General features: G+C 65.6%; 16 protein-coding genes. 6 read left to right on the forward strand and 10 right to left on the reverse strand.

Annotated features, from left to right (window positions below):
• Window positions 1-27: 27 nt before the first annotated feature.
• Window positions 28-1,032, forward strand: a complete 1,005-nt coding sequence (locus OKW45_RS25765; protein WP_018418573.1) for a substrate-binding domain-containing protein — start codon at window positions 28-30, stop codon at window positions 1,030-1,032.
• A 69-nt stretch (window positions 1,033-1,101) separates the two neighbouring features.
• On the opposite strand, the gene OKW45_RS25770 is transcribed toward OKW45_RS25765, so the two are convergent.
• Window positions 1,102-2,547, reverse strand: a complete 1,446-nt coding sequence (locus tag OKW45_RS25770; protein WP_429471886.1) for a DEAD/DEAH box helicase — start codon at window positions 2,545-2,547, stop codon at window positions 1,102-1,104.
• Window positions 2,548-2,640: 93 nt separating this feature from the next.
• Between OKW45_RS25770 and OKW45_RS25775 the strand changes: the two genes are divergently transcribed.
• From OKW45_RS25775 to OKW45_RS25785, 3 genes are all read left to right on the forward strand, one after another.
• Window positions 2,641-3,249 (forward strand): TetR/AcrR family transcriptional regulator, encoded by a 609-nt coding sequence (locus OKW45_RS25775; RefSeq protein ID WP_429471888.1) that lies wholly within the window; start codon window positions 2,641-2,643, stop codon window positions 3,247-3,249.
• A gap of 109 nt (window positions 3,250-3,358) precedes the next feature.
• Window positions 3,359-4,168, forward strand: coding sequence for an oxidoreductase (locus tag OKW45_RS25780; RefSeq protein WP_184044334.1), 810 nt, complete (start codon window positions 3,359-3,361; stop codon window positions 4,166-4,168).
• A 95-nt stretch (window positions 4,169-4,263) separates the two neighbouring features.
• Window positions 4,264-5,265, forward strand: a complete 1,002-nt coding sequence (locus OKW45_RS25785; RefSeq protein WP_429473359.1) for an NADP-dependent oxidoreductase — start codon at window positions 4,264-4,266, stop codon at window positions 5,263-5,265.
• Between the two features lie 85 nt (window positions 5,266-5,350).
• On the opposite strand, the gene OKW45_RS25790 is transcribed toward OKW45_RS25785, so the two are convergent.
• Entirely contained in the window at window positions 5,351-6,766 is a 1,416-nt protein-coding gene (locus OKW45_RS25790; protein ID WP_429471891.1) for an MFS transporter, read from the reverse strand.
• A 60-nt stretch (window positions 6,767-6,826) separates the two neighbouring features.
• Window positions 6,827-7,999, reverse strand: coding sequence for a M20 aminoacylase family protein (locus OKW45_RS25795; protein WP_429471893.1), 1,173 nt, complete (start codon window positions 7,997-7,999; stop codon window positions 6,827-6,829).
• Window positions 8,000-8,168: 169 nt separating this feature from the next.
• On the opposite strand from OKW45_RS25795, the gene OKW45_RS25800 reads away from it, so the two are divergent.
• Window positions 8,169-9,119 carry a LysR substrate-binding domain-containing protein gene (locus tag OKW45_RS25800; RefSeq protein ID WP_429471895.1) on the forward strand — a complete coding sequence of 317 codons (951 nt, stop codon included), beginning with the start codon at window positions 8,169-8,171 and terminating at the stop codon, window positions 9,117-9,119.
• Between the two features lie 37 nt (window positions 9,120-9,156).
• Here OKW45_RS25800 and OKW45_RS25805 read toward each other — a convergent pair whose 3' ends face one another.
• Entirely contained in the window at window positions 9,157-10,050 is an 894-nt protein-coding gene (locus tag OKW45_RS25805) for a LysR family transcriptional regulator ArgP (RefSeq protein WP_429471898.1), read from the reverse strand.
• Between the two features lie 117 nt (window positions 10,051-10,167).
• On the opposite strand from OKW45_RS25805, the gene OKW45_RS25810 reads away from it, so the two are divergent.
• Complete coding sequence (locus OKW45_RS25810; protein ID WP_018418582.1) at window positions 10,168-10,797, forward strand: LysE/ArgO family amino acid transporter; 630 nt, start codon at window positions 10,168-10,170, stop codon at window positions 10,795-10,797.
• A 16-nt stretch (window positions 10,798-10,813) separates the two neighbouring features.
• On the opposite strand, the gene OKW45_RS25815 is transcribed toward OKW45_RS25810, so the two are convergent.
• From OKW45_RS25815 to bcsE, 6 genes are read right to left on the reverse strand one after another with little or no spacing between them, the layout of a single operon-like run.
• Complete coding sequence (locus tag OKW45_RS25815; protein WP_429471901.1) at window positions 10,814-11,053, reverse strand: hypothetical protein; 240 nt, start codon at window positions 11,051-11,053, stop codon at window positions 10,814-10,816.
• Window positions 11,050-12,621, reverse strand: coding sequence for a cellulose biosynthesis protein BcsG (gene bcsG / locus OKW45_RS25820; RefSeq protein WP_429471903.1), 1,572 nt, complete (start codon window positions 12,619-12,621; stop codon window positions 11,050-11,052). Before bcsG ends, OKW45_RS25815 begins: the two co-directional genes overlap by 4 nt.
• A gap of 50 nt (window positions 12,622-12,671) precedes the next feature.
• Window positions 12,672-15,203: a UDP-forming cellulose synthase catalytic subunit gene (gene bcsA / locus OKW45_RS25825; RefSeq protein WP_429471905.1), complete on the reverse strand. Its 2,532-nt coding sequence runs from the start codon at window positions 15,201-15,203 to the stop codon at window positions 12,672-12,674.
• Window positions 15,200-15,985: a cellulose biosynthesis protein BcsQ gene (bcsQ, locus tag OKW45_RS25830; protein ID WP_429471907.1), complete on the reverse strand. Its 786-nt coding sequence runs from the start codon at window positions 15,983-15,985 to the stop codon at window positions 15,200-15,202. Before bcsQ ends, bcsA begins: the two co-directional genes overlap by 4 nt.
• The gene (locus OKW45_RS25835; protein ID WP_018418587.1) at window positions 15,982-16,194 is read right to left on the reverse strand and encodes a hypothetical protein; all 213 of its coding nucleotides are present in this window, start codon (window positions 16,192-16,194) and stop codon (window positions 15,982-15,984) included. Before OKW45_RS25835 ends, bcsQ begins: the two co-directional genes overlap by 4 nt.
• Complete coding sequence (gene bcsE, locus OKW45_RS25840) at window positions 16,191-18,248, reverse strand: cellulose biosynthesis protein BcsE (RefSeq protein ID WP_429471910.1); 2,058 nt, start codon at window positions 18,246-18,248, stop codon at window positions 16,191-16,193. The genes OKW45_RS25835 and bcsE overlap by 4 nt, the downstream gene beginning before the upstream one ends.
• Between the last annotated feature and the right edge of the window lie 30 nt (window positions 18,249-18,278).

The following is an 18,278-nucleotide window of genomic DNA, read 5'->3' on the forward strand; positions in this document are numbered from 1 at the left end:
CCGTTAAATCAGGAGCAAGGAGCAGAAATGATCAAGATCATGACGGGATCCCTCCTGGGGGCGAGTATTCTCGCGTTTGGCCTCGCGCAGACGGCCGGTGCCACTGAGCCGACCACGACGGGGCCGCTCGGCGCCGGTATGACAATGTATATGCAGATGGGCGGAAACCCTGGCGACGGCGCGACGCTGCCACGTCAGACCGGGGCTGCGGACGCGGGGCATGCCTTAGGCATCAAGGTGATCGAGCAGTTCTCGGCCTGGAGCCCGGAGACAATGCTTGCGCAGTTTCGCCAGGCGATGGCGGCGCATCCGACGTGCATCGGCATCATGGGCCATCCGGGCGATCCAGCCTTCGCGCCACTGATCAAGCAGGCGGTAGACCAGGGCATCATCGTTACCGTCGGCAACACGCCGCTACCCGAGAACCAGAAACTTTACGACGCGAAGGGCTTCGGCTACGCCGGCGTCGAACTCTACGTCGGCGGGCAGATCACCGCGCAGGCGATGCTCAACGCTGGGATCAAGAAGGGCGACGAGGCGCTGGAATACGGTGTGTTCAACGAGAGTGTGCGCAGTCAGTCTGACCGTGGTCTTGCCGAAACGCTGGAGAAAGCCGGCGTAAAGGTGACCAGGCTCAATATCTCACCTCAGGTGGATTCCGATTCATCGCTCGCCGTGCCGATCCTGGTCGCCTTTATCCAGGCGCACCCGAATCTGAGGGCGATTGGGACTCAGCACGGCGGTGTAACCGGGTTCATTCCGCAGGCGCTCCAGCAGGCTGGCAAGAAGCCGGGGCAAATCATCATTGGCGGCATCGATCTGGCACCGGCCACGATTTCGGGGCTGCAGAGCAAATACATCACCGCGACGCTCGACCAGCAACTTTATCTGCAAGGCTTCCTGCCGGTCACGCAATGCGTGCTCTCCGCTGCTTATCATTTCGCGGGACTGACCATCAACACCGGCGCAGGTGTCCAAACACCTGCGACGATCGACTCGCTCATCCCGTTGATCAAACGCGGAATCCGCTAAGGTCGGAATCCGCCCGCCGCAAATAATCTAGCGACCGGTTCGAGGGCTGGCGTTACTCAACCGCACGGATCAGGGTTGGCGTTTGCCGCGGCCACCAGCGGGTTTGCCAGCCGGCTTACGTGAACCCGCAGCTGGCTTGCTGGCGGGTTTGCTGCGTGGCTTTTGCACGCTGAATGGGCTACCGCTGGACAAGCTTGTGCCTTTACCCGCGGCCACAGCGCGTTGCGCTGCAGGCTTGCGTTTGTTTTCGCCACTTTGCGGGCGCGGTTTTTTGCTGAGCACCTGCATGGCGCCCGGCGCAGCTTGCGGCACTTTGGGCTTCTTAGGCTTTTTGGGTTTCTTGATGATCTGGCCCGTCGCGCTAGTTTGCGGCACGCGGTGTTCGGCTTCAAAACCGGGCTCTTCTTCACGGGGCAGCGTTTGCCGGATCAGCGCTTCAATCGCGGCCAGTTGCGGGGCTTCATCGGCGCACACAAGGGACACCGCCACGCCGCTGGCGCCCGCTCGGCCGGTACGGCCAATACGGTGCACGTAGTCTTGCGCCACGATCGGCAGATCAACGTTGATCACCAGCGGCAGATCGTCGATATCCAGCCCGCGCGCAGCCACATCGGTGGCTACCAGCATATGTACTTCGCCTGTCTTGAAGCGCTCCAGCGCACGCAGGCGCGCGGGTTGCGGTTTGTCGCCGTGGATGGTGTCGACTGCATAGCCCGCTTCATCCAGCATGGCCGCCAGGTAATCCACGCCATTGCGGGTTTTGACGAACACCAGCGCGTGCTTCCAGTCGTACTCAGCCACAAGGTGCATGAAGAGGTCGGGCTTGTTCTTTTTATCCACCGGCACCACCCACTGCTTGATCTTACTGGCCGTGGCATTGGGCGGGCTGACGCTGATATTGACCGGGCCGCGCAGAATGCCCGCCGCCATGGCGCGGATCTCATCGGTAAACGTGGCAGAAAACAGCAGAGTCTGGCGCTGAGCAGGCAAGGCAGCGAAGACGGCGTTGAGTTCGCGCGCAAAGCCCAGATCCAGCATGCGGTCGGCTTCATCCAGCACCAGCGTTTGTACCTGATCAAACTGCACTGCGTTCTGGCGATGGAGATCTAGCAAACGGCCCGGCGTGGCGACGAGCACATCCACGCCTTTGCGCAACTTCATCATCTGCGGGTTGATACTCACACCGCCGTAGGCGGCCAGAAATCGTAAGTCGAGGCCTTTGCCGTAAGCGATAAAGCTTTGCAGCACTTGTTCAGCCAGTTCACGCGTGGGCACCAGCACCAGAACACGCGCGCGATTGCTGGACACCGCCGGGCCGTGTTGCACCAGCCGTTGCAACAGCGGCAGCGCGAAGCCCGCCGTTTTGCCAGTGCCGGTCTGTGCCGCAGCCATGACGTCCTTGCCACTGAGCACAGCAGGAATCGCCTTGGCCTGCACCGGCGTAGGCGTCTGGTAATTGAGGTCCTGCACATTGCGCAGCAAGGGATCGATCAGGCCAAGCGAGGCAAAAGACATTGGCGTATTCCGGGATAAAGCCGCAATTCTAGCGGTTACCGCCTGAACCGTCGGTCTCTGGATGGCCCCCTGCAAATCCCGCCGGAATGATATATGATGGCCATCATGAAAAATCCACCAATCACCCGGAAGCCAGCCAGCCGCAAGGAAATCACGCATGAGCGCATCGTCGAGGTCGCCGCACGCGCGATTCGGCGCAGCGGCTACGACGGCACGGGCGTGGCTGACATCATGAAGGAGGCAGGTCTGACGCATGGCGGCTTCTATGCCCATTTCCCGTCGCGTGAGGTGCTGCTTGCCGAAGCCGCTGACCGCGCCGGAGCTGAATCCGTGGCGCTGTCGGAGCGCATCGCCGCGTCCGTGCCGCCGGAACAGGCGTTGCCGGCGATGATGCGCGCCTACCTGTCGAAGGAGCATTGCGAGAGCATCGAGACAGGTTGCCCGATCTCTGCCCTCGGCTCGGAGATGCCGCGCCAGGCGCCGGCCGTACGGCGCGCGGCCACCCGCCGCATCAAGGAGATGATCGATGTCGTTGCGCGCCAATTGCCCGATTGGGGTCAGCCAGGCGCGCACGAACAGGCGCTTTTGATGGTCGCCACAATGGTTGGCACGATGGTGATGGCGCGTGCCGTCGACGACCCCAAACTATCGGAGAGTTTTCTTGAAGCGGCATTGAAAAAACTCGCACCGACTGAAGCGTAAATACGCCGGCCCTGTGCCGGTTTTCGTTTGACCAAAAATATGACCATCATCATATTTGAGTGAAACGAATGCTCAACCAACCACGCAAAGACATCTTGGGAAGAACATCATGCAAACCAAAATAGCGCTCGTGACGGGCGCCTCGTCAGGAATCGGCGAAGCCACGGCAAAGCGGCTTGCGAAGGCCGGATACAAGGTCTACGGCACCAGTCGGCGCGGCCAACGAGCCGGCCAACAGTCGTTCGACATGCTGCCGCTCGATGTGACCAGCGATGCATCCGTTGCAGCCGCCGTCAGCGAAGTGCTGCGCCTGCAGGGCCGCATCGACCTGCTGGTGAACAATGCCGGTTTCGGCGTCGCCCCTGCCGCCGCGGAAGAGAGCTCGATCGACCAGGCACGCACGATCTTCGATACGAACTTCTTCGGGATCATCCGCATGACGCGTGCAGTCGTACCTCATATGCGGCGACAACGCAGCGGCCGCATCATCAACATCGGTTCCGTGCTCGGTTTTCTGCCAATGCCCTATATGGCGCTGTATTCCGCCACCAAGCACGCGGTGGAAGGTTATTCGGAGTCGCTCGACCATGAGTTGCGTACGCTGGGCATCCGCGTATCGGTCATTGAACCTGCCTACATCAAGACGCCTTTCGACGCGAACTTCATCGCGCCCGACGCCCCTCTCGACGAATACCGCGAGGTGCGCTCGGCCGTGGACAAGCGAGTGAAGGAAGTGGTCGAGGGCGCGGACGGTCCCGAGGTCGTGGCCGAAACCGTACTGCAGGCCGCCATCGCGGCTCGTCCGAAACTCCGCTATACCGCTGGCGGACTCGCCGCCCGTCTGCGATTGCTGCGCAGATTTGCGCCCGCTGGACTGGTGGACGCCGGTATCCGCAAAGATCTGCGGCTGGCAACGTAGACGACGTGACTGTCTCCTCCCTGTTCAAAGGCTCTGCATCCGTGCTATTGCCAGCGAAACAACCAGACTTAACGAGCAACTGACAAGGAACCATGATGCAAGCATTCGTCGTCGATCGTTATGGACGCAAGAATGGCTTACGATCCGGCGATATGCCGGTTCCAGAGCCGCGCGAGGGCGACGTATTGATCCAGATCCACGCCGCGGGCGTGAACCCGCTCGATGCCAAAATCAGAGACGGAGAGTTCAAGCTCATTTTGCCCTATCGTTTGCCGCTGATTTTGGGCAACGATCTGGCAGGGGTTGTCGTGCGCGTCGGATCGCGCGTGCGGCGATTCAAGCCCGGCGACGAGGTCTACGCGCGCCCGCACAAGGATCGCATCGGCACTTTCGCGGAATTCATCGCGGTCAAAGAGGATGGCGTGGCCCTCAAGCCGACAGCACTCACGATGGAGGAAGCGGCTTCAATCCCGCTGGTTGGATTGACCGCCTGGCAGGCGCTGATCGAAAAAGGGCAATTGAAGAAAGGGCAGAAAGTGCTGATACATGCCGGCTCGGGCGGTGTCGGCAGCTTCGCCATTCAACTGGCGAAGCATGTGGGCGCGACCGTCGCGACAACAGCGAGCGCGCGGAATATCGAACTGGTGAAGCAACTCGGTGCGGATATCGTCATCGATTACAGGAAAGACGACTTTGCGACCATCCTGAAGGACTACGACCTGGTACTGGATACGCAAGGCGGCAATGCGCTCGAGAAGTCGCTGTGTGTGCTCAAGGCCGGCGGCAAGCTCATCGGGATCGCCGGTCCGCCTGATGCCGAATTTGCGAAAGAGATCGGTGCGTCGTGGTTCCTGAAAACGGTGATGCGCTTTCTGAGTTATCGCATCAGGAAGGCCGCGAAACGTCATGACGTCAGCTATACATTTCTCTTTATGCGGGCCAGCGGAGAACAGCTCAGCCGGATTGCCTCACTGATCGACGCGCGAGCGATACGACCCGTCATCGATCGGGTCTTTCCGTTCGAGTCGACCCAGGAGGCTTTGGCTTATGTCGAAACCGGACGTACAAAGGGTAAGGTTGTCATCAAGATCCGATAGTCAGCGTGAAGCAGGGCAAATGGCAAAAGAGGCGCGATCGACAAGATCGCGCCTCTTTTTTCAGCGGACCCCGATCGCCATCACGTCAATCGATCGCCCTACCCGCGGTCTCTCGCATGAACGGCAACGGCAGCAACGACAGGACGCTGCAACCGATCAGATACCACGCCGGCGCGAGATTGCTGCCCGAAATCTGGATCAGCCAGGTCGCGAAAAACTGCGCGAAGCCGCCGAAGATCGACACGCCGAGGCAGTACACGATCGACATGCCGGTCGCGCGGATCGCGCGCGGAAACAGCTCGGGCAGCATCACGATATTGGGCACCGCGGTGAACGTGACGAGCAGCGCGAGGCCCGCGACCACCGCAAGCAGCACCGGCACCGTCGGCGACGCGTTGATCGTCATGAAGGCCGGGTAGACGGCGAGAATCAGCAGCACGCGCGATACCCACAGCACGCGCTTGCGGCCGACCCGATCCGACAGCGCGCCCGCGAACGGCGAGCAGATCACCGTGACCACTGCGCCGGTCCACGCGGCCCACAGCGCGGTCGCCATCGGCAGATGCAGGATGCGGATCGCGTACGTCGACAGGTAGAACAGCACGATGTAGTTCGCCGCGGTGCCGCCGATCGTCGTCAGCACGCCGGTCGTGATCGAGCGCGCGTGGTCGCGGAACAGGTCGCGCACAGGTAGCGACGGAACTTGCGCAGCGGGCTTCGCAACGGTATCCGAAGCAGCCTGCGCAACAGCGCCGCCAGACGCTGCCGTGCCATCTTCAACACCCGGCAGCGTCTCGTCGAGATGCCGCCGGATATAGATGCCGACCGGCCCCATCGCCATGCCGATCACGAACGGCACGCGCCAGCCCCAGCTTTCGAGCGCGGCCGGCGACAGCGTCGCGGCCAGGGCAACGCCGAGCAGCGAGCCCACCACCGTGTTCATCCCCTGGCTCACGAACTGCCAGCTGCCGTAGAAGCCGCGCGTGCGATCGCTGCCGTATTCGAGCAGCAGCGCCGTCGATGCGCCCACCTCGCCGCCCAGTGCGAAACCCTGGATCAGCCGCGCGAGAATCACGAGCAGCGGCGCCGCGACGCCGATCGCCGCATAGGTCGGCGCGAACGCGATGATCGCGGAACCGAGCGTCATCAGCCACAGCGTCAGGCTCATCGCGGCCTTGCGTCCGGCGCGGTCCGCGTAGCCCCCCAGCACGATGCCGCCCACCGGCCGCATGATGAAGCCGACGCCGAACGTGCCGACCGCGAGCATCAGCTGCACGAGCTGACCTTCGACCGGGAAATACAGCTTGCCGATGATCGTCGCGAAGAAGCTGTAAATCGTGAAGTCGAAAAACTCGAGGCCGTTGCCGAGCGTGATCGCGGCGATCGCCTTCGCGTGGCCGACGCGCTTTTTAGGTTCATCGGCGAGGCGCTGCGCATCGAGCGCATCGAGCGCATCGAGCCCATTGGCGCTCGCGGGCCGCGGTGTCGCGGAATAGTCCATCTGTGTCTCCGTCATTATCTTGTGGCCGCTACGGCAAGACGCTCGCGCGCCGCCGCCGCGTCAAACGAGGAACGTCTGCGCGAGCTTGACCCAGTAGGCCGCGCCGGTCGCGAGGCAAGCGTCGTTGAAGTCGTAGCCGGGGTTGTGGACCATGCAGCCGCCCTCGCCGTCGCCATTGCCGATGATCAGATAGCTGCCCGCGCAGCGTTCGAGCAGGAACGCGAAGTCCTCGCTGCCGGTCAGCGGTTGCATGTCGTGAATCAGCCCGTCGACGCCCAGCCAGTCGAGCGCGACCTGGCGCGCGAGCGCGGTCATGGCCGCATCGTTGACGAGCACCGGGTAGCGGCGCTGATAGTCGACCTCGGCACGCGCGCCGAACACGGCCGCCTGCCCGGTCGCGACCTCGGTGATGCGCTGCTGCAGATGGTCACGCACCTCGGGCCGCAGCGCGCGCACCGACAGGCGCATCTCGGCGGTTTCGGGGATCACATTCGGCGCTTCGCCCGCGTGAATCGCGCCGACCGTGATGATCGACATATCGAGCGGCGCGATGTTGCGCGACACGATCGACTGCAGCGCGAGCACGATCTGCGCGCACACGACGACCGGATCGACCGCCTTGTGCGGCACCGCGCCATGGCCGCCGCGGCCGATCACCTTGATGATCACCGTATCCGACGACGCCATGAACGACCCCGGCATGAAACCCAGCTTGGCCGTAGGAAAGCCCGGCATGTTGCGCATCGCGAACACGGCGTCGCAGGGAAACTGTTCGAACAGGCCGTCGTCGAGCATTTTCTTGGCGCCGGCGAGCCCTTCCTCGGCCGGCTGGAAGATCAGATTCAGCGTGCCGTCGAAGCCTTTTTCGCGCGCCAGATGCCTGGCGGCGGCGAGCAGCATCGCAGTATGGCCGTCGTGACCGCATGCATGCATCTTGCCGGGCAGCTTGCTCGCGTACGGCAGGCCAGTGGTTTCCTGGATCGGCAGCGCGTCCATGTCAGCGCGCAGGCCGAGCCGGCGGGTGCCGTGGCCGAGCTTCAGTTGCCCGACCACGCCGGTCTGCCCCAAGCCGCGATGGACGCTGTAGCCCCACTCCCGCAGGCGGTCGGCGACCAGATCGCCGGTTGCGAACTCCGCGTAGGCCAGCTCCGGATGCGCGTGGATGCTGCGTCGCAGCGCGATCATTTCCTGTTCGACTTCGGCGATGCCCGCCGGAATGATCATCGTGTTCATGCCGTCTCCTGTCGATCGGACCTGGCGCTTCAGCGCTTAGTCCGATCCCATGCAACTGGTTGCGCCCCTGTCAGCGTGAACCCAGCATAGCGGCGCCGATATCCGGGCGGCAGGCGTAGAATCGTTGCGGTGCCAACCCTTGGTTGCCCCCGTCACGCCTCTCATTCGAATGAAACTGCATCAGCTCAATACCTTGGCGGCGATTGCCGATACCGGAAGTATCCGGGCGGCCGCCCGCTCGCTGGGGCTTTCCCCGGCCGCCGTGACCAAGGCGATGCGCGAGCTCGAAGCCGATCTGCACGTGCCGCTCGTCGTGCGCAGCGCGAGCGGTGTCGCGTTCACCGAGTTCGGGCGCGCGCTCGTCGTGCATGCGCGGCTCGTGCTCGGCCAGTTGCAGCGCGCGCAAGCCGAGATCGAGGCGTTGCGCGGAGCCGCCGCCGGCAAGCTGTCGATCGGCGTCACGCCGTGGGTCGCGCTGACTTTTCTGCCGCCCGCCGTGCGGCGCTTTCGCGAGCGGATGCCGGAGGTGCAACTGGAATTTTTCGAAGGCCTGCTCGCGGTCGTGCAGCCGCGTCTGCGCGACGGCAGCCTCGATTTTTCGATCGGCCGGCCGCCGCCCGCGTCGCCGCAGTCGGAGTTTCAGAACGCGCCGCTCTTTTCGACGCACGTGGCGGTGGTCGCGCGGCGCGACCATCCGAAGGCCGGTTGCCGCACGTTGCTCGACCTTCAAGACGCGGAATGGATACTGAACTGGGACCCGGCGAGCCGCGAGTCGATGTCGAACAATCTGTTCGTCAAGCGCGGCATGCCGGTGCCGCACACGATCGTGCTCGCGCATTCGCTCGCGATCGTGCTGGGCCTGCTCGCGCACACGGATATGGTCAGCATCTTTCCGTGGCCGCTCGTCGAGGTGATACGCGCGAAGGAAAAGCTGTGGGCGCTGCCGCTGCGTGAAACGCTGGACGAAACCATCATCAGCATTACGTCGCGGCGTGGCGCGCCCACGAGTCCGGCGGCCGCCTGCTTTCTCGACTGCCTGCGCGAGACGATCGACGAAGGCGCGCGCTCGCAGGACCCGGAACAGCGCCGCCTGTTTCATTCGATCGAGCTGTTGCTATAGCAGCTGCCGCATTTCTGCATGCGGCACCGCCGCGTAGTCAATCGAGAAACTCGCCCGCCCGCTTTCTGAGCATCGCGCTGAAATCGTCGAGCCAGCCGATCGACAGACGCCAGCTCTGCCAGTACAGATCGACGTCGACATGCTTGCCCGGCGCGATCTCGACCAGTTCGCCGCGCTGCAGATGCCCGGCGATCATCCGCTCGGGACACATGCCCCAGCCGAGGCTCATCACGCACGCGCGCAAAAAACCGGCGACGTGCGGAATCCAGTGCAGCGGCGGATCGAGCTCCGCGCGCGTAATGCGCCGCATGAAGCGCTTTTGCAGCTGATCCTTCGGATTGAAGTCGACGCACGGCGTGCGCCGCAGGCTGTCGCGCGTGACGCCGTCGGCGAAATAGCGCGCGAAAAACGCCGGCGAGCACACCGCCAGGTATCGCATGCGGCCGAGGCGTGTCGAGCGACAGCCCTGCACCGGTTCGGCCTGCGTCGTGATCGCGCCCTGCACGCTGCCGTCGCGAATGCGCTGCGCGGTGTAGTCCTGGTCGTCGATCACGAGGTCGAGCAGCATCTCGCGTTCGACGCAGAACGGCGCGACCGCGTCGATGAACCAGGTGCCGACGCTGTCGTCGTTGACCGCGACGCGCAGTGCCGGCCACTGCTCGACGAGCGCGCCGGGCAGTGCCGGCAGGCGGCCTTTCAGCTCCGCTTCGAGCAGTTGCACGCGTTCGGTATGGCGGCATAGCAGCGCGCCCGAGGTGGTCGCGACGCACGGCTGCCCACGCTTCACGAGCACGCTGCCGACGCGCTCCTCGAGCAGCTTGACCCGCTGCGACACCGCGGACGGCGTGATATTGAGCTCGCTTGCGGCACGGTCGAACGAGCCGTGGCGGACCACGGCGGCCAGCGCGTCGAGCAAGGCGAAGTCGAGCATTAGCGTTCCTTAATCGGCATTAAACAAATTAGCTTCTCTTACGAGATGCCAACCCGCAGACTAGCGCTGCTGGATTTTCCCGTCTATCCCCGCTGCTTTCCTTTTTCCGGACCATTTATGAACTGGTTGTCTTTTTCCCATGGCGCGGCGCTGTGCGCGTCGCTGATCGTTACGATCGGCGCGCAGAATGCTTTCGTGCTGCGGCAGGGCATCATGCGCTCGCATGTCGGCAAGATCGTGCTGTTGTGTACGTTGTCCGATTTCATTCTGATCGGCGCGGGCGTCGGCGGCGCCGCGGTGCTGATGGAGCGTTTCCCGCGCTTCGTGCACGCGATGCTCTATGTTGGGCTCGCGTATCTCGCCTGGTTCGGCATCAGCGCGCTGCGCCGCGCGGTGCGGCCCGGACACGCGGTGCTCGATGGCTCGGCCGGCGCATCCCGCGATCAGGCGCCGCCTGCGCAACGCGCGCTGCCGATCATCCTGATGACGCTTGCGTTCACGTGGCTCAATCCGCACGTCTATCTGGACACGTTTCTGTTGATCGGCACGGCCGGCGCGCGTGAACCGGAAGGCGCACGGGTCGCCTTCGCGCTCGGCGCGATGACGGTCAGCGCGGTGTGGTTCGTCGCGCTCGGCTATGGCGCTCGCATGCTCGCGCCGCTGTTTCGCCGCGCAACTGCATGGCGCGTGCTCGATGGCGCGATCGGCAGCATGGTGTTGCTGCTCGCGTTCACGCAATTGCGTTGAGCGTTCGACGCGAGCCTTATTTCAGCGCCGATTCTTGCGGCTCGCCTCGCGCGGCGGGCGCATCGGCTTCGTCGCGCGGCACGAGGTTCATCAGCCGCGCGAGCACCGGCCACTTCAGCAGCGACTGCTGGTAAGCCTCCTTCGCCTGGGCATCGAAATAGCGCGCCGTCTCGACCTCCGGCAGACGCAGCGCGAGGCCGCTGATGTCGTCGACGGGCCAGCCGCCGCGCGCGGCGTTTGTCGAGGCGTTCGTCATTTGCCGTCCACCCACACGCCGTCCGGCGTCTTCACCACATAGCCGGATGCGGTCTTCATCGTCACCGTCCCCTCGTTTTCGCCGACCATCTGCGTTTGCGGCAGATTCGTCGCGTACTGCGACAAGCTCACGCCCGGCTTGAACGGGCTGTTCGACACGAGGTTCGACAGCAGCTGCGCCACCGCGAGGAAGCTCGACGGATTGTCGATCACCGTGGTTGGCCCATGACTGCCCTGGAAACCGACGACGCGCACGCCGACCGGCCCATGCACGATGCGCGGCGTCGGAATCTCGCGCAGACCCGCGACCTGGTTCGCGTCGCCGCGCAGCGCCGCGCCGTGCTCGGGCACGAACACGATCACCGCGCGCCGCCCCGACGACGCGATCAGATCGGCGAAGCGGTCGAAGTCGCTCATCAGCTTGTTCACCCGCAGCGGATACGAATCGATACTCGACAGGCTGCTGTTCGGCAACCGGTTGCCGTCGTGCAGGCTGATCGTGTTGTAGTACAGCGCGACCGGGCCCGCGATGCTCGCGCGCTGCGCATACCAGGCCGCGAGCGTCTCGTAGTCGTCGCGGATCGGCGAGCCGTCGAACGCATGCATCGCGACCGGCACGCTCGTGTTCGGAATCAGCGGTACGTTCGGTGCGCCGGCGTTGTCGTGGACCAGTTCCAGGAAGTTGTCGAAGTGACCGTCGTGGTTCAGCATCGTCTGCGGGGTGTAGCCGGCCTGCGCGAGATCGGCGAGCAGATAGCACTGCGGCGGCGCATTCTTGTACAGGTCCGCGTGCGCCTGCTGGCCGCAGCTCGCGCGCAGCACACGAATCGCGGCCGGCCCGCTATAGCTTGCCGCGGTGCTGAAGTTCGTGAACAGATAGTCGAAGTGCGAGAGCAGCGGATGATTGCGCGCCTTCGCGACATCGAGGTCGTCCCACGACAACGAGCAGATGTGCAGCACGATCACGTCGAACTGCGCGTTCGGATCGGCGGCCAGATGACCGAAGCTGACCTGCCGCTGCGACTCCTGCGTGCGGAACGCGGCAAGCGTCGCGTTATGGTCGAGCGGCTGCGCGGCGAGCGCGTTGTTCGCGCCACTCGCGCCGGCATTCGCCGTTGCGTTCGCCGCTGCACCGCGCAGCTGCGCGAGCACCACCCCCCCCTCGTGCCACAGCGGAATCGCGACCAGCGCGATCAGCACGAAGGTCGCGACGCGCACCCAGCGATTCACGATCAGATAGCCGACGAGCGCGCCCAGCGCCGCGAGCAGCAGCATCGGCGGCACGAAGCGCTGCGCAAGTTCGAGCCAGTAGCCGAAGCTGAACGTCGTCAGATTGCCGAACTCCTCGGTCAGACGCGAGAACGGCGGCACGTTCGCCTCGTGGTACATCAGCGGCACGCCGAGCGCGAGGCCGACCAGATTGCGCAGGATGCGCAGCGCACGCCGGCGCAGCGTCGAGCTCACGACGAGCGCGAGCGCGAAGCCGAGGTTCGCGAGCCATAGCGGCTGCAGATGGCCGCCCGCGAACAGGTACAGCTTGAGGATGAAGTACAGGTTCCACACAGTCATGAACGGGTTCTCTCATTGGCCTGCGCACGAGACGATGCGCGCAGGCGGCATCAATAGCGGGTGCGGTCGAGCGCGAGCAGCGTCTCGCAGGCACGCGCGAGCCCGCCCCACAGTCGCGAATAGCCTTCGACGCCCATCGCGAGCACTTCCTTCAAACCGCGCAGCGGCGCGTCCTCGATCGTTTGCTCATCCCAGTCGAGCCACGCGTCGGCGCGGCCGAACGTGCATTGCACGAGCTGCCGCTCCTGTTCGAGCGTGAGACCGTCGAAGCGCACGCCGAGGTGCCGTCCGACGCAGCGGCTCACGTACACCGGAAAATGGAACTGGCGATCGCCGCGGCTCAGGCACACGCCGAGGCTGTCGCCCGGCGCGAGATTCAAACCCGGCTCGACGTCGAGACCAAGGCCGCCGGTCGAATAGTCGCTGGTCGTGCAGGCGAGCGTCGAGCCGTCCGTGAGCAGCAGCGTCGCCGCCGCGCGCATCGCGATCCGATGCGTGACGCGCACCTGCTTCGCCTCGCGCGCGACGCTCGCGGCCGCGCCGAGCATCACGAGGTTGTAGAGCGTCCAGAACACGTTCATCAGGATCGTTGCCGTTTCGCCGCCCTGCCCGAACATGAGCCGGTACACGCCGGCGGCGAGCGCGCCGGTGTTCAGTGCGAGCAGCACCAGATACGGCTTCGAGGTAGACCAGTCGAAATAGCCCTCGCCGATGCGCCCGCCCTTGTCGGTCACGTTGAACTTGCCGTGCCTCGGGCTGAAGAACGCAACGGTCGTCGGCAGCACGATGTACCACGCGAGCACCGACTCGTAGACTTCGGCCCAGAACGAGTGACGGTACTTGCCCTGCATCCGCGAGTTCGCCACGTTCGCGAGCACGATGTACGGCAGCACGAAGCCCGCGATCGTCATCGCCGATGCGTTGATGAAGTACATCTGGAAGAACAGGTACGCCATCGGCATCGTCAGGAACACGAGCCGCGGCACGCCGTAGAAGAAATGCAGCATCGCGTTGCCGTAGCAGAGCCGCTGGAAAAAGCTCAGCCCGCGGCCGACGAACGGATTGTCGATGCGGAAAATCTGCGTCATGCCGCGCGCCCAGCGCGTGCGCTGCCGGATATGGCTCGCGAGGCTTTCGGTCGCGAGACCGGCGGCTTGCACGGTCGGCAGATAGGCGGTCGTGTAGCCGCGCCGGTGCAGCTTCAGCGCGGTGTGCGCGTCTTCGGTAACGGTCTCCACCGCGATGCCGCCCACTTCTTCGAGCGCCGCGCGTTTGAGGATCGCGCACGAGCCGCAGAAGAACGACGCGTTCCACAGATCGTTGCCCGACTGCACGAGTCCGTAGAACAGATTGCCCTCGTTCGGCACGCGGCGGAACGTGCCGAGGTTGCGTTCGAACGGGTCCGGCGAAAAAAAGTGATGCGGCGTCTGCACCATCGCGCAGCGCGCGTCGCGCAGGAACGTGCCCATCGTCGTTTGCAGGAATGAGCGCGTCGGCACGTGATCGCAATCGAAGATCGCGACGTACTCGCCTTGCGTGCTGGCGAGCGCGCTATTGATGTTGCCGGCTTTCGCGTGACGGTTGTCGTCGCGCGTCAGATAGCCGATCCCGCACGCCTGCGCGAACGCTTTGAATTCCTCGCGGCGGCCGTCGTCGAGCAGATAGACGCGCAGCTTGTCGGCGGGCCAGTCGATGCCTTGCGCGGCGAACACGGTCGAGCGCACGACGGCCAATGACTCGTTATAAGTCGGGATATAGATGTCGACGCTCGGCCAGCTCGACGTATCGGCTGGCAGACTGGCGACCGCGCGATTCAGCGGCCACGCCGTCTGCACGAAACCGAGCAGCAGAATCACCCACGTATACGCTTCCGCGCCGAACAGCAGATAGCCGAGGATCGCCTCGCCCGGCGTCTGGAACGACAGCGTCTGCGTGACGCGCCACCAGACGTAGCGCACCATCGCGAGCAGCGCGAGCGTCGTCAGGATCAGCACGGGCATGCGGCCCGGAAAGCGTCGCACGATCAGCGCGACGATCACGAGTACCGCGAAAAACGCGAACTGACCATCGGATTGCAGCGGCGCCGTGCCGATCACCGCCCACAAACCCGCACCTGCGGCAACCATGAGCGGCAGCAGCCAGCGAATGTGGCCGACGCGCTGGGTCGCGTCTTCGAGCCGCGTGCCCCAGCGCTGCCACGGCAAGCTCGCCAGCAGCGCGTCGATGCGCTCGCGCCCGCGCCGCCCGAGCAACCATAGCGGCACGAGCCAACGGTCGATCCACGCGGCTAGCACCCGTACCGTCGCCGCCGCGCTTCTCGACGACGGACGCAGCGCGCGCACGAACGCGCGCCACAGCCATGCGCGCAACCGATGCGGCTGGAGCACGCCCCATTGCAGCGCGAAATGCAGCACGGCCGCGCGAATCCAGCGGCGCGCGTAGTCGGGCTTGCCCGGCGCGGCCGGCTGGAAGAACAGCCGCACGAACCAGTCGAGCGGCGTGCGCGTCGCGCGCAGGCCGAGGCCGCGCGCGAGCCAGTCGAGCGCGCGCTTACGCATCGAGCGCATTTCGCGCACGTTCATGACGCGCCGCCCCGCCGATCGAGCGGCGCCGTGGCTTCAGTGAGCCACGCGTCGAGCCAATTCGCGAGCCCCTGCAGATCGTGCGACGCCTGTGAATGCGGGGCGTCGTCGAACAGCCACGTGCCGCGCGCGAACGACTCGGGCAACGCGCCATCGAAATGCACGCGCTGCGCGAGCGGCAGCTTGTCGCCGAGCGCCGCGCCGAGCATCGCCAGCACGTCGCGCTGCATGTCGCGCGCGGGATTGAGCCGGTTCACGATGATCCGCAACTGCGCGCACGCATCGCGCAGCGCGCCGAGCCGCGCGACCAGCGTCGCGCAGGCGGCCGGCTCGGGCGGCGTCACGCACAGCGCGAGGTCTGCGCAACGCAGCGCGTGCTCGGCCTGCTGCGACGGATAGCGCGCGGTGTCGATCAACACGACGCCATCGCGTGGCAGATCGAGTTCGGCGAGCGCGTCGGCGAGCCAACGCGGATCGGCGGCGAGGCGTGCGTCGCACTGCGTGCTTTGCGCGGCGGTCACCGCACCGTACGGCACGAACAGCACGCCGTCCGCGTTGCGCCATGTGTCGCCATGCCACGCGGTATCCGCGTCGAGCAGTGCCTGCGACAGACCGGTCGCCGCGAGACCGTCGATGCCGAGCTGCGCGCCGAGCATGTTCTGCGGATCGAAGTCGAGCGCGACAACCTGGCGGCCGCGGCGCGCGAGCAGTACCGCGAGCGCGGCGGTCAACGTCGTGCGGCCCGTGCCGCCCGCGGTGGAGACGACGACGATCGTTTTCATCGCGCCACCTCGTCTTGCGTCGTATCGAGTGCGGGCAGCAGACGCGCGCGCAGCGCGACCGGCTCGATGCCGCACGGCACCGCGTCGCGCGGATCGAAGCCGCGCATGTCCGCGAGACCGCGCCGTACGCCGACGCGCTGCCAGACGACCCATACCGGCAGCGCGACGAGCATGCCGGCCACGAAACAGATCAGAACCAGTTCGATCATTCGATGCTCCTCGCGCGCAGCGGCATCGCGCTGGGTTCCGCGCGACGGCGCCGCGGCGTGGAATGGGATGGGAGGCGCTCAGAAGCGGGCGGCTTCGCCACGGTTGATTCGATAGGCCAGGCGGGCCCAGTCGTTGGCGCGGCCGCGCTTGCCGCCACCGCGGCGCCAGCTTCGAGCTCGGCGCGCGCATGAACCAACACCTCTTCCACCCGCGCCAGTTGCGCGGCGGCCACGTGCGCCCCTTCGCGCGCGGCTTCGTCCGGTGCTGCGGCGAGCGGTGCGCGCCAAGGCGCGCCATCACGCATGGACGCTGCGAACATATCGCTGTAATCGGCGATCCGATTACGCCGGTTGGCCGCTTCCAGCGCGTCGAGTTCAGCGCCGATGCTCTGCTCCGCCAGATGCACGAGCGTGTCGGCGAGCCGTTCGACCGGCACATCGATGATCCGAGCCAGCGCGGCGTCCGCATCGGCGAGCCGGCAGGCGAACAGGAACACATACAGATGCGACGCGTCGACGGTCAGCACGTCGCCCGCGCGACGCGGCACGCAGTGCTTCAGTGCATCGACGTGCGCGCATTGCGGCAGCAGCGTCAGCTTAACGAGCACATGCGGCAACTGCAGCACGGCGCTGCGTGCGAGCACGAGGCGCACGCGCTCGCAGAACGCGCGGGCCGGCAGATAGCCGCGCACGTCGTCGCTCAACGCGGCGCTCAAGGCACTGCGATAGTCGGTGGCGACCGGACGCGTATGGAGTTGCCCCTGCAACGACTGCAGCAGCGACTGCATGCGCGAGAACGGCAGGTCGCGGCCGAGCACGAGGTTCGCGCCGAGCGTCAGCACGAGCAGCTCGTATTGATGACGCAGCACTTCTCCCCGCTCGACGACGACGATCTTGAGCGCGCGCCCGCCCTGGCGGCGCAGCGCATGAACTGTCGCGCACAACGCGTCGAGTTGCGCGCCGCCCGCGTAATCGAGCACCACGGTCGCGGCCTGCGCATGGGCGCACGCGCTCAGCACCGCAGCCTGATCGGCGCACACCTCCCAATGCGGCGGCAGCCATGCCTCCTGACCGCGCACCACCGCGCGGCTCACGACGACGCGCTGCTCGTCGCGCGCAAGCAGGCGTTGGCCGCGCGCGACGCTGTCCGCTGGCGTGTCGGGCGCGACGCTGAGGCGACCGCTATCGGTAAAGCGCAGCGAGCGGACTTCGCCCGTCACCAGTGTGCGATCCGCGCGCCAGAAGTCGGCATGCCACAGCAGCTCGCCGTGCGTGCGCTCCATCCGTGCGACGCCCGCGCATGCCGCATGGAACGCGTTGCGGTGCGGCGCATCGACGCCGCTGTCCCGGGCGCCGCGCGGGTCGAGTGAATCGTCGTCGCCATTTCCATCGATGCCGAGCAGCAGCACCAGCGTGATACGCCGTGCCGCACACCAGTTCGCGAGCATGCGGGCTGCGTGCGCGAGCGCCGCAGCGTCGTGCCAGTTGAACCAGCGCTCGGCGCCTTCGATGAAATACAGCGAGCGGGCACGAAAACCGAAGCGCTTCAGCGCGCGCAGACCGCCGAACAGTTTGCCGTGCGTCGCGGCGCTGTCGGCGTGCTGCTCCTGCGCTTGCGAGTCATCGACTGGCGGCATCGCGAGCACGTTCAGATTGCGCGGCCAGCCCGCGGCCGGTGCGCTGGCGCTGAAGCCCAACTCGCGCAAACGCTGGGCAACGGCCGCGCGCTCACGCGCGAGCACGACCGTCACGTCGCGAGTGAGCGCGGCGCGAGCGCTTTCCCAGATCAGCGTGTCGACGCCCGGCGTGTCGACGCCCGGCGTGTCGACGCCCGGCGTATCGACGACCGGCCTGTCGGCCCCCGGCGTGCGCGGCGCCGCGTAGATCGCATACAGCTTGCCCGCTTCGAGCGCGGCCCATTCGTCTGGCAATGCCTCGATCGCCAGACGGCCGATCTGCTGTGCGCGCCGCGGCGCATCGCCGCCGAACACGCGCAGCCAGCGTCGCAGAAAAGCGCGCACGGGAGTTTGGGTTGGATTCGAATCGGTGTTCACGTCTGCTGTCCCCGGTCTCGTTGCATCGCC

Source organism: Paraburkholderia lebeckiae, from assembly GCF_050436225.1.
Lineage (GTDB): Bacteria > Pseudomonadota > Gammaproteobacteria > Burkholderiales > Burkholderiaceae > Paraburkholderia > Paraburkholderia tuberum.

What these genes read in the sequence shown, in the direction of transcription:
- OKW45_RS25835 (WP_018418587.1), bottom strand. Translation starts at nt 16,194, where the DNA reads ATGATCGAACTGGTTCTGATCTGTTTCGTGGCCGGCATGCTCGTCGCG.
- OKW45_RS25765 (WP_018418573.1), top strand. Translation starts at nt 28, where the DNA reads ATGATCAAGATCATGACGGGATCCCTCCTGGGGGCGAGTATTCTCGCG.
- bcsA (WP_429471905.1), bottom strand. Translation starts at nt 15,203, where the DNA reads ATGAACGTGCGCGAAATGCGCTCGATGCGTAAGCGCGCGCTCGACTGG.
- OKW45_RS25785 (WP_429473359.1), top strand. Translation starts at nt 4,264, where the DNA reads ATGCAAGCATTCGTCGTCGATCGTTATGGACGCAAGAATGGCTTACGA.
- OKW45_RS25780 (WP_184044334.1), top strand. Translation starts at nt 3,359, where the DNA reads ATGCAAACCAAAATAGCGCTCGTGACGGGCGCCTCGTCAGGAATCGGC.
- OKW45_RS25815 (WP_429471901.1), bottom strand. Translation starts at nt 11,053, where the DNA reads ATGACGAACGCCTCGACAAACGCCGCGCGCGGCGGCTGGCCCGTCGAC.
- OKW45_RS25770 (WP_429471886.1), bottom strand. Translation starts at nt 2,547, where the DNA reads ATGTCTTTTGCCTCGCTTGGCCTGATCGATCCCTTGCTGCGCAATGTG.
- bcsG (WP_429471903.1), bottom strand. Translation starts at nt 12,621, where the DNA reads ATGACTGTGTGGAACCTGTACTTCATCCTCAAGCTGTACCTGTTCGCG.
- OKW45_RS25800 (WP_429471895.1), top strand. Translation starts at nt 8,169, where the DNA reads ATGAAACTGCATCAGCTCAATACCTTGGCGGCGATTGCCGATACCGGA.
- OKW45_RS25810 (WP_018418582.1), top strand. Translation starts at nt 10,168, where the DNA reads ATGAACTGGTTGTCTTTTTCCCATGGCGCGGCGCTGTGCGCGTCGCTG.
- OKW45_RS25805 (WP_429471898.1), bottom strand. Translation starts at nt 10,050, where the DNA reads ATGCTCGACTTCGCCTTGCTCGACGCGCTGGCCGCCGTGGTCCGCCAC.
- OKW45_RS25790 (WP_429471891.1), bottom strand. Translation starts at nt 6,766, where the DNA reads ATGGACTATTCCGCGACACCGCGGCCCGCGAGCGCCAATGGGCTCGAT.
- OKW45_RS25775 (WP_429471888.1), top strand. Translation starts at nt 2,641, where the DNA reads ATGATGGCCATCATGAAAAATCCACCAATCACCCGGAAGCCAGCCAGC.
- bcsQ (WP_429471907.1), bottom strand. Translation starts at nt 15,985, where the DNA reads ATGAAAACGATCGTCGTCGTCTCCACCGCGGGCGGCACGGGCCGCACG.
- OKW45_RS25795 (WP_429471893.1), bottom strand. Translation starts at nt 7,999, where the DNA reads ATGAACACGATGATCATTCCGGCGGGCATCGCCGAAGTCGAACAGGAA.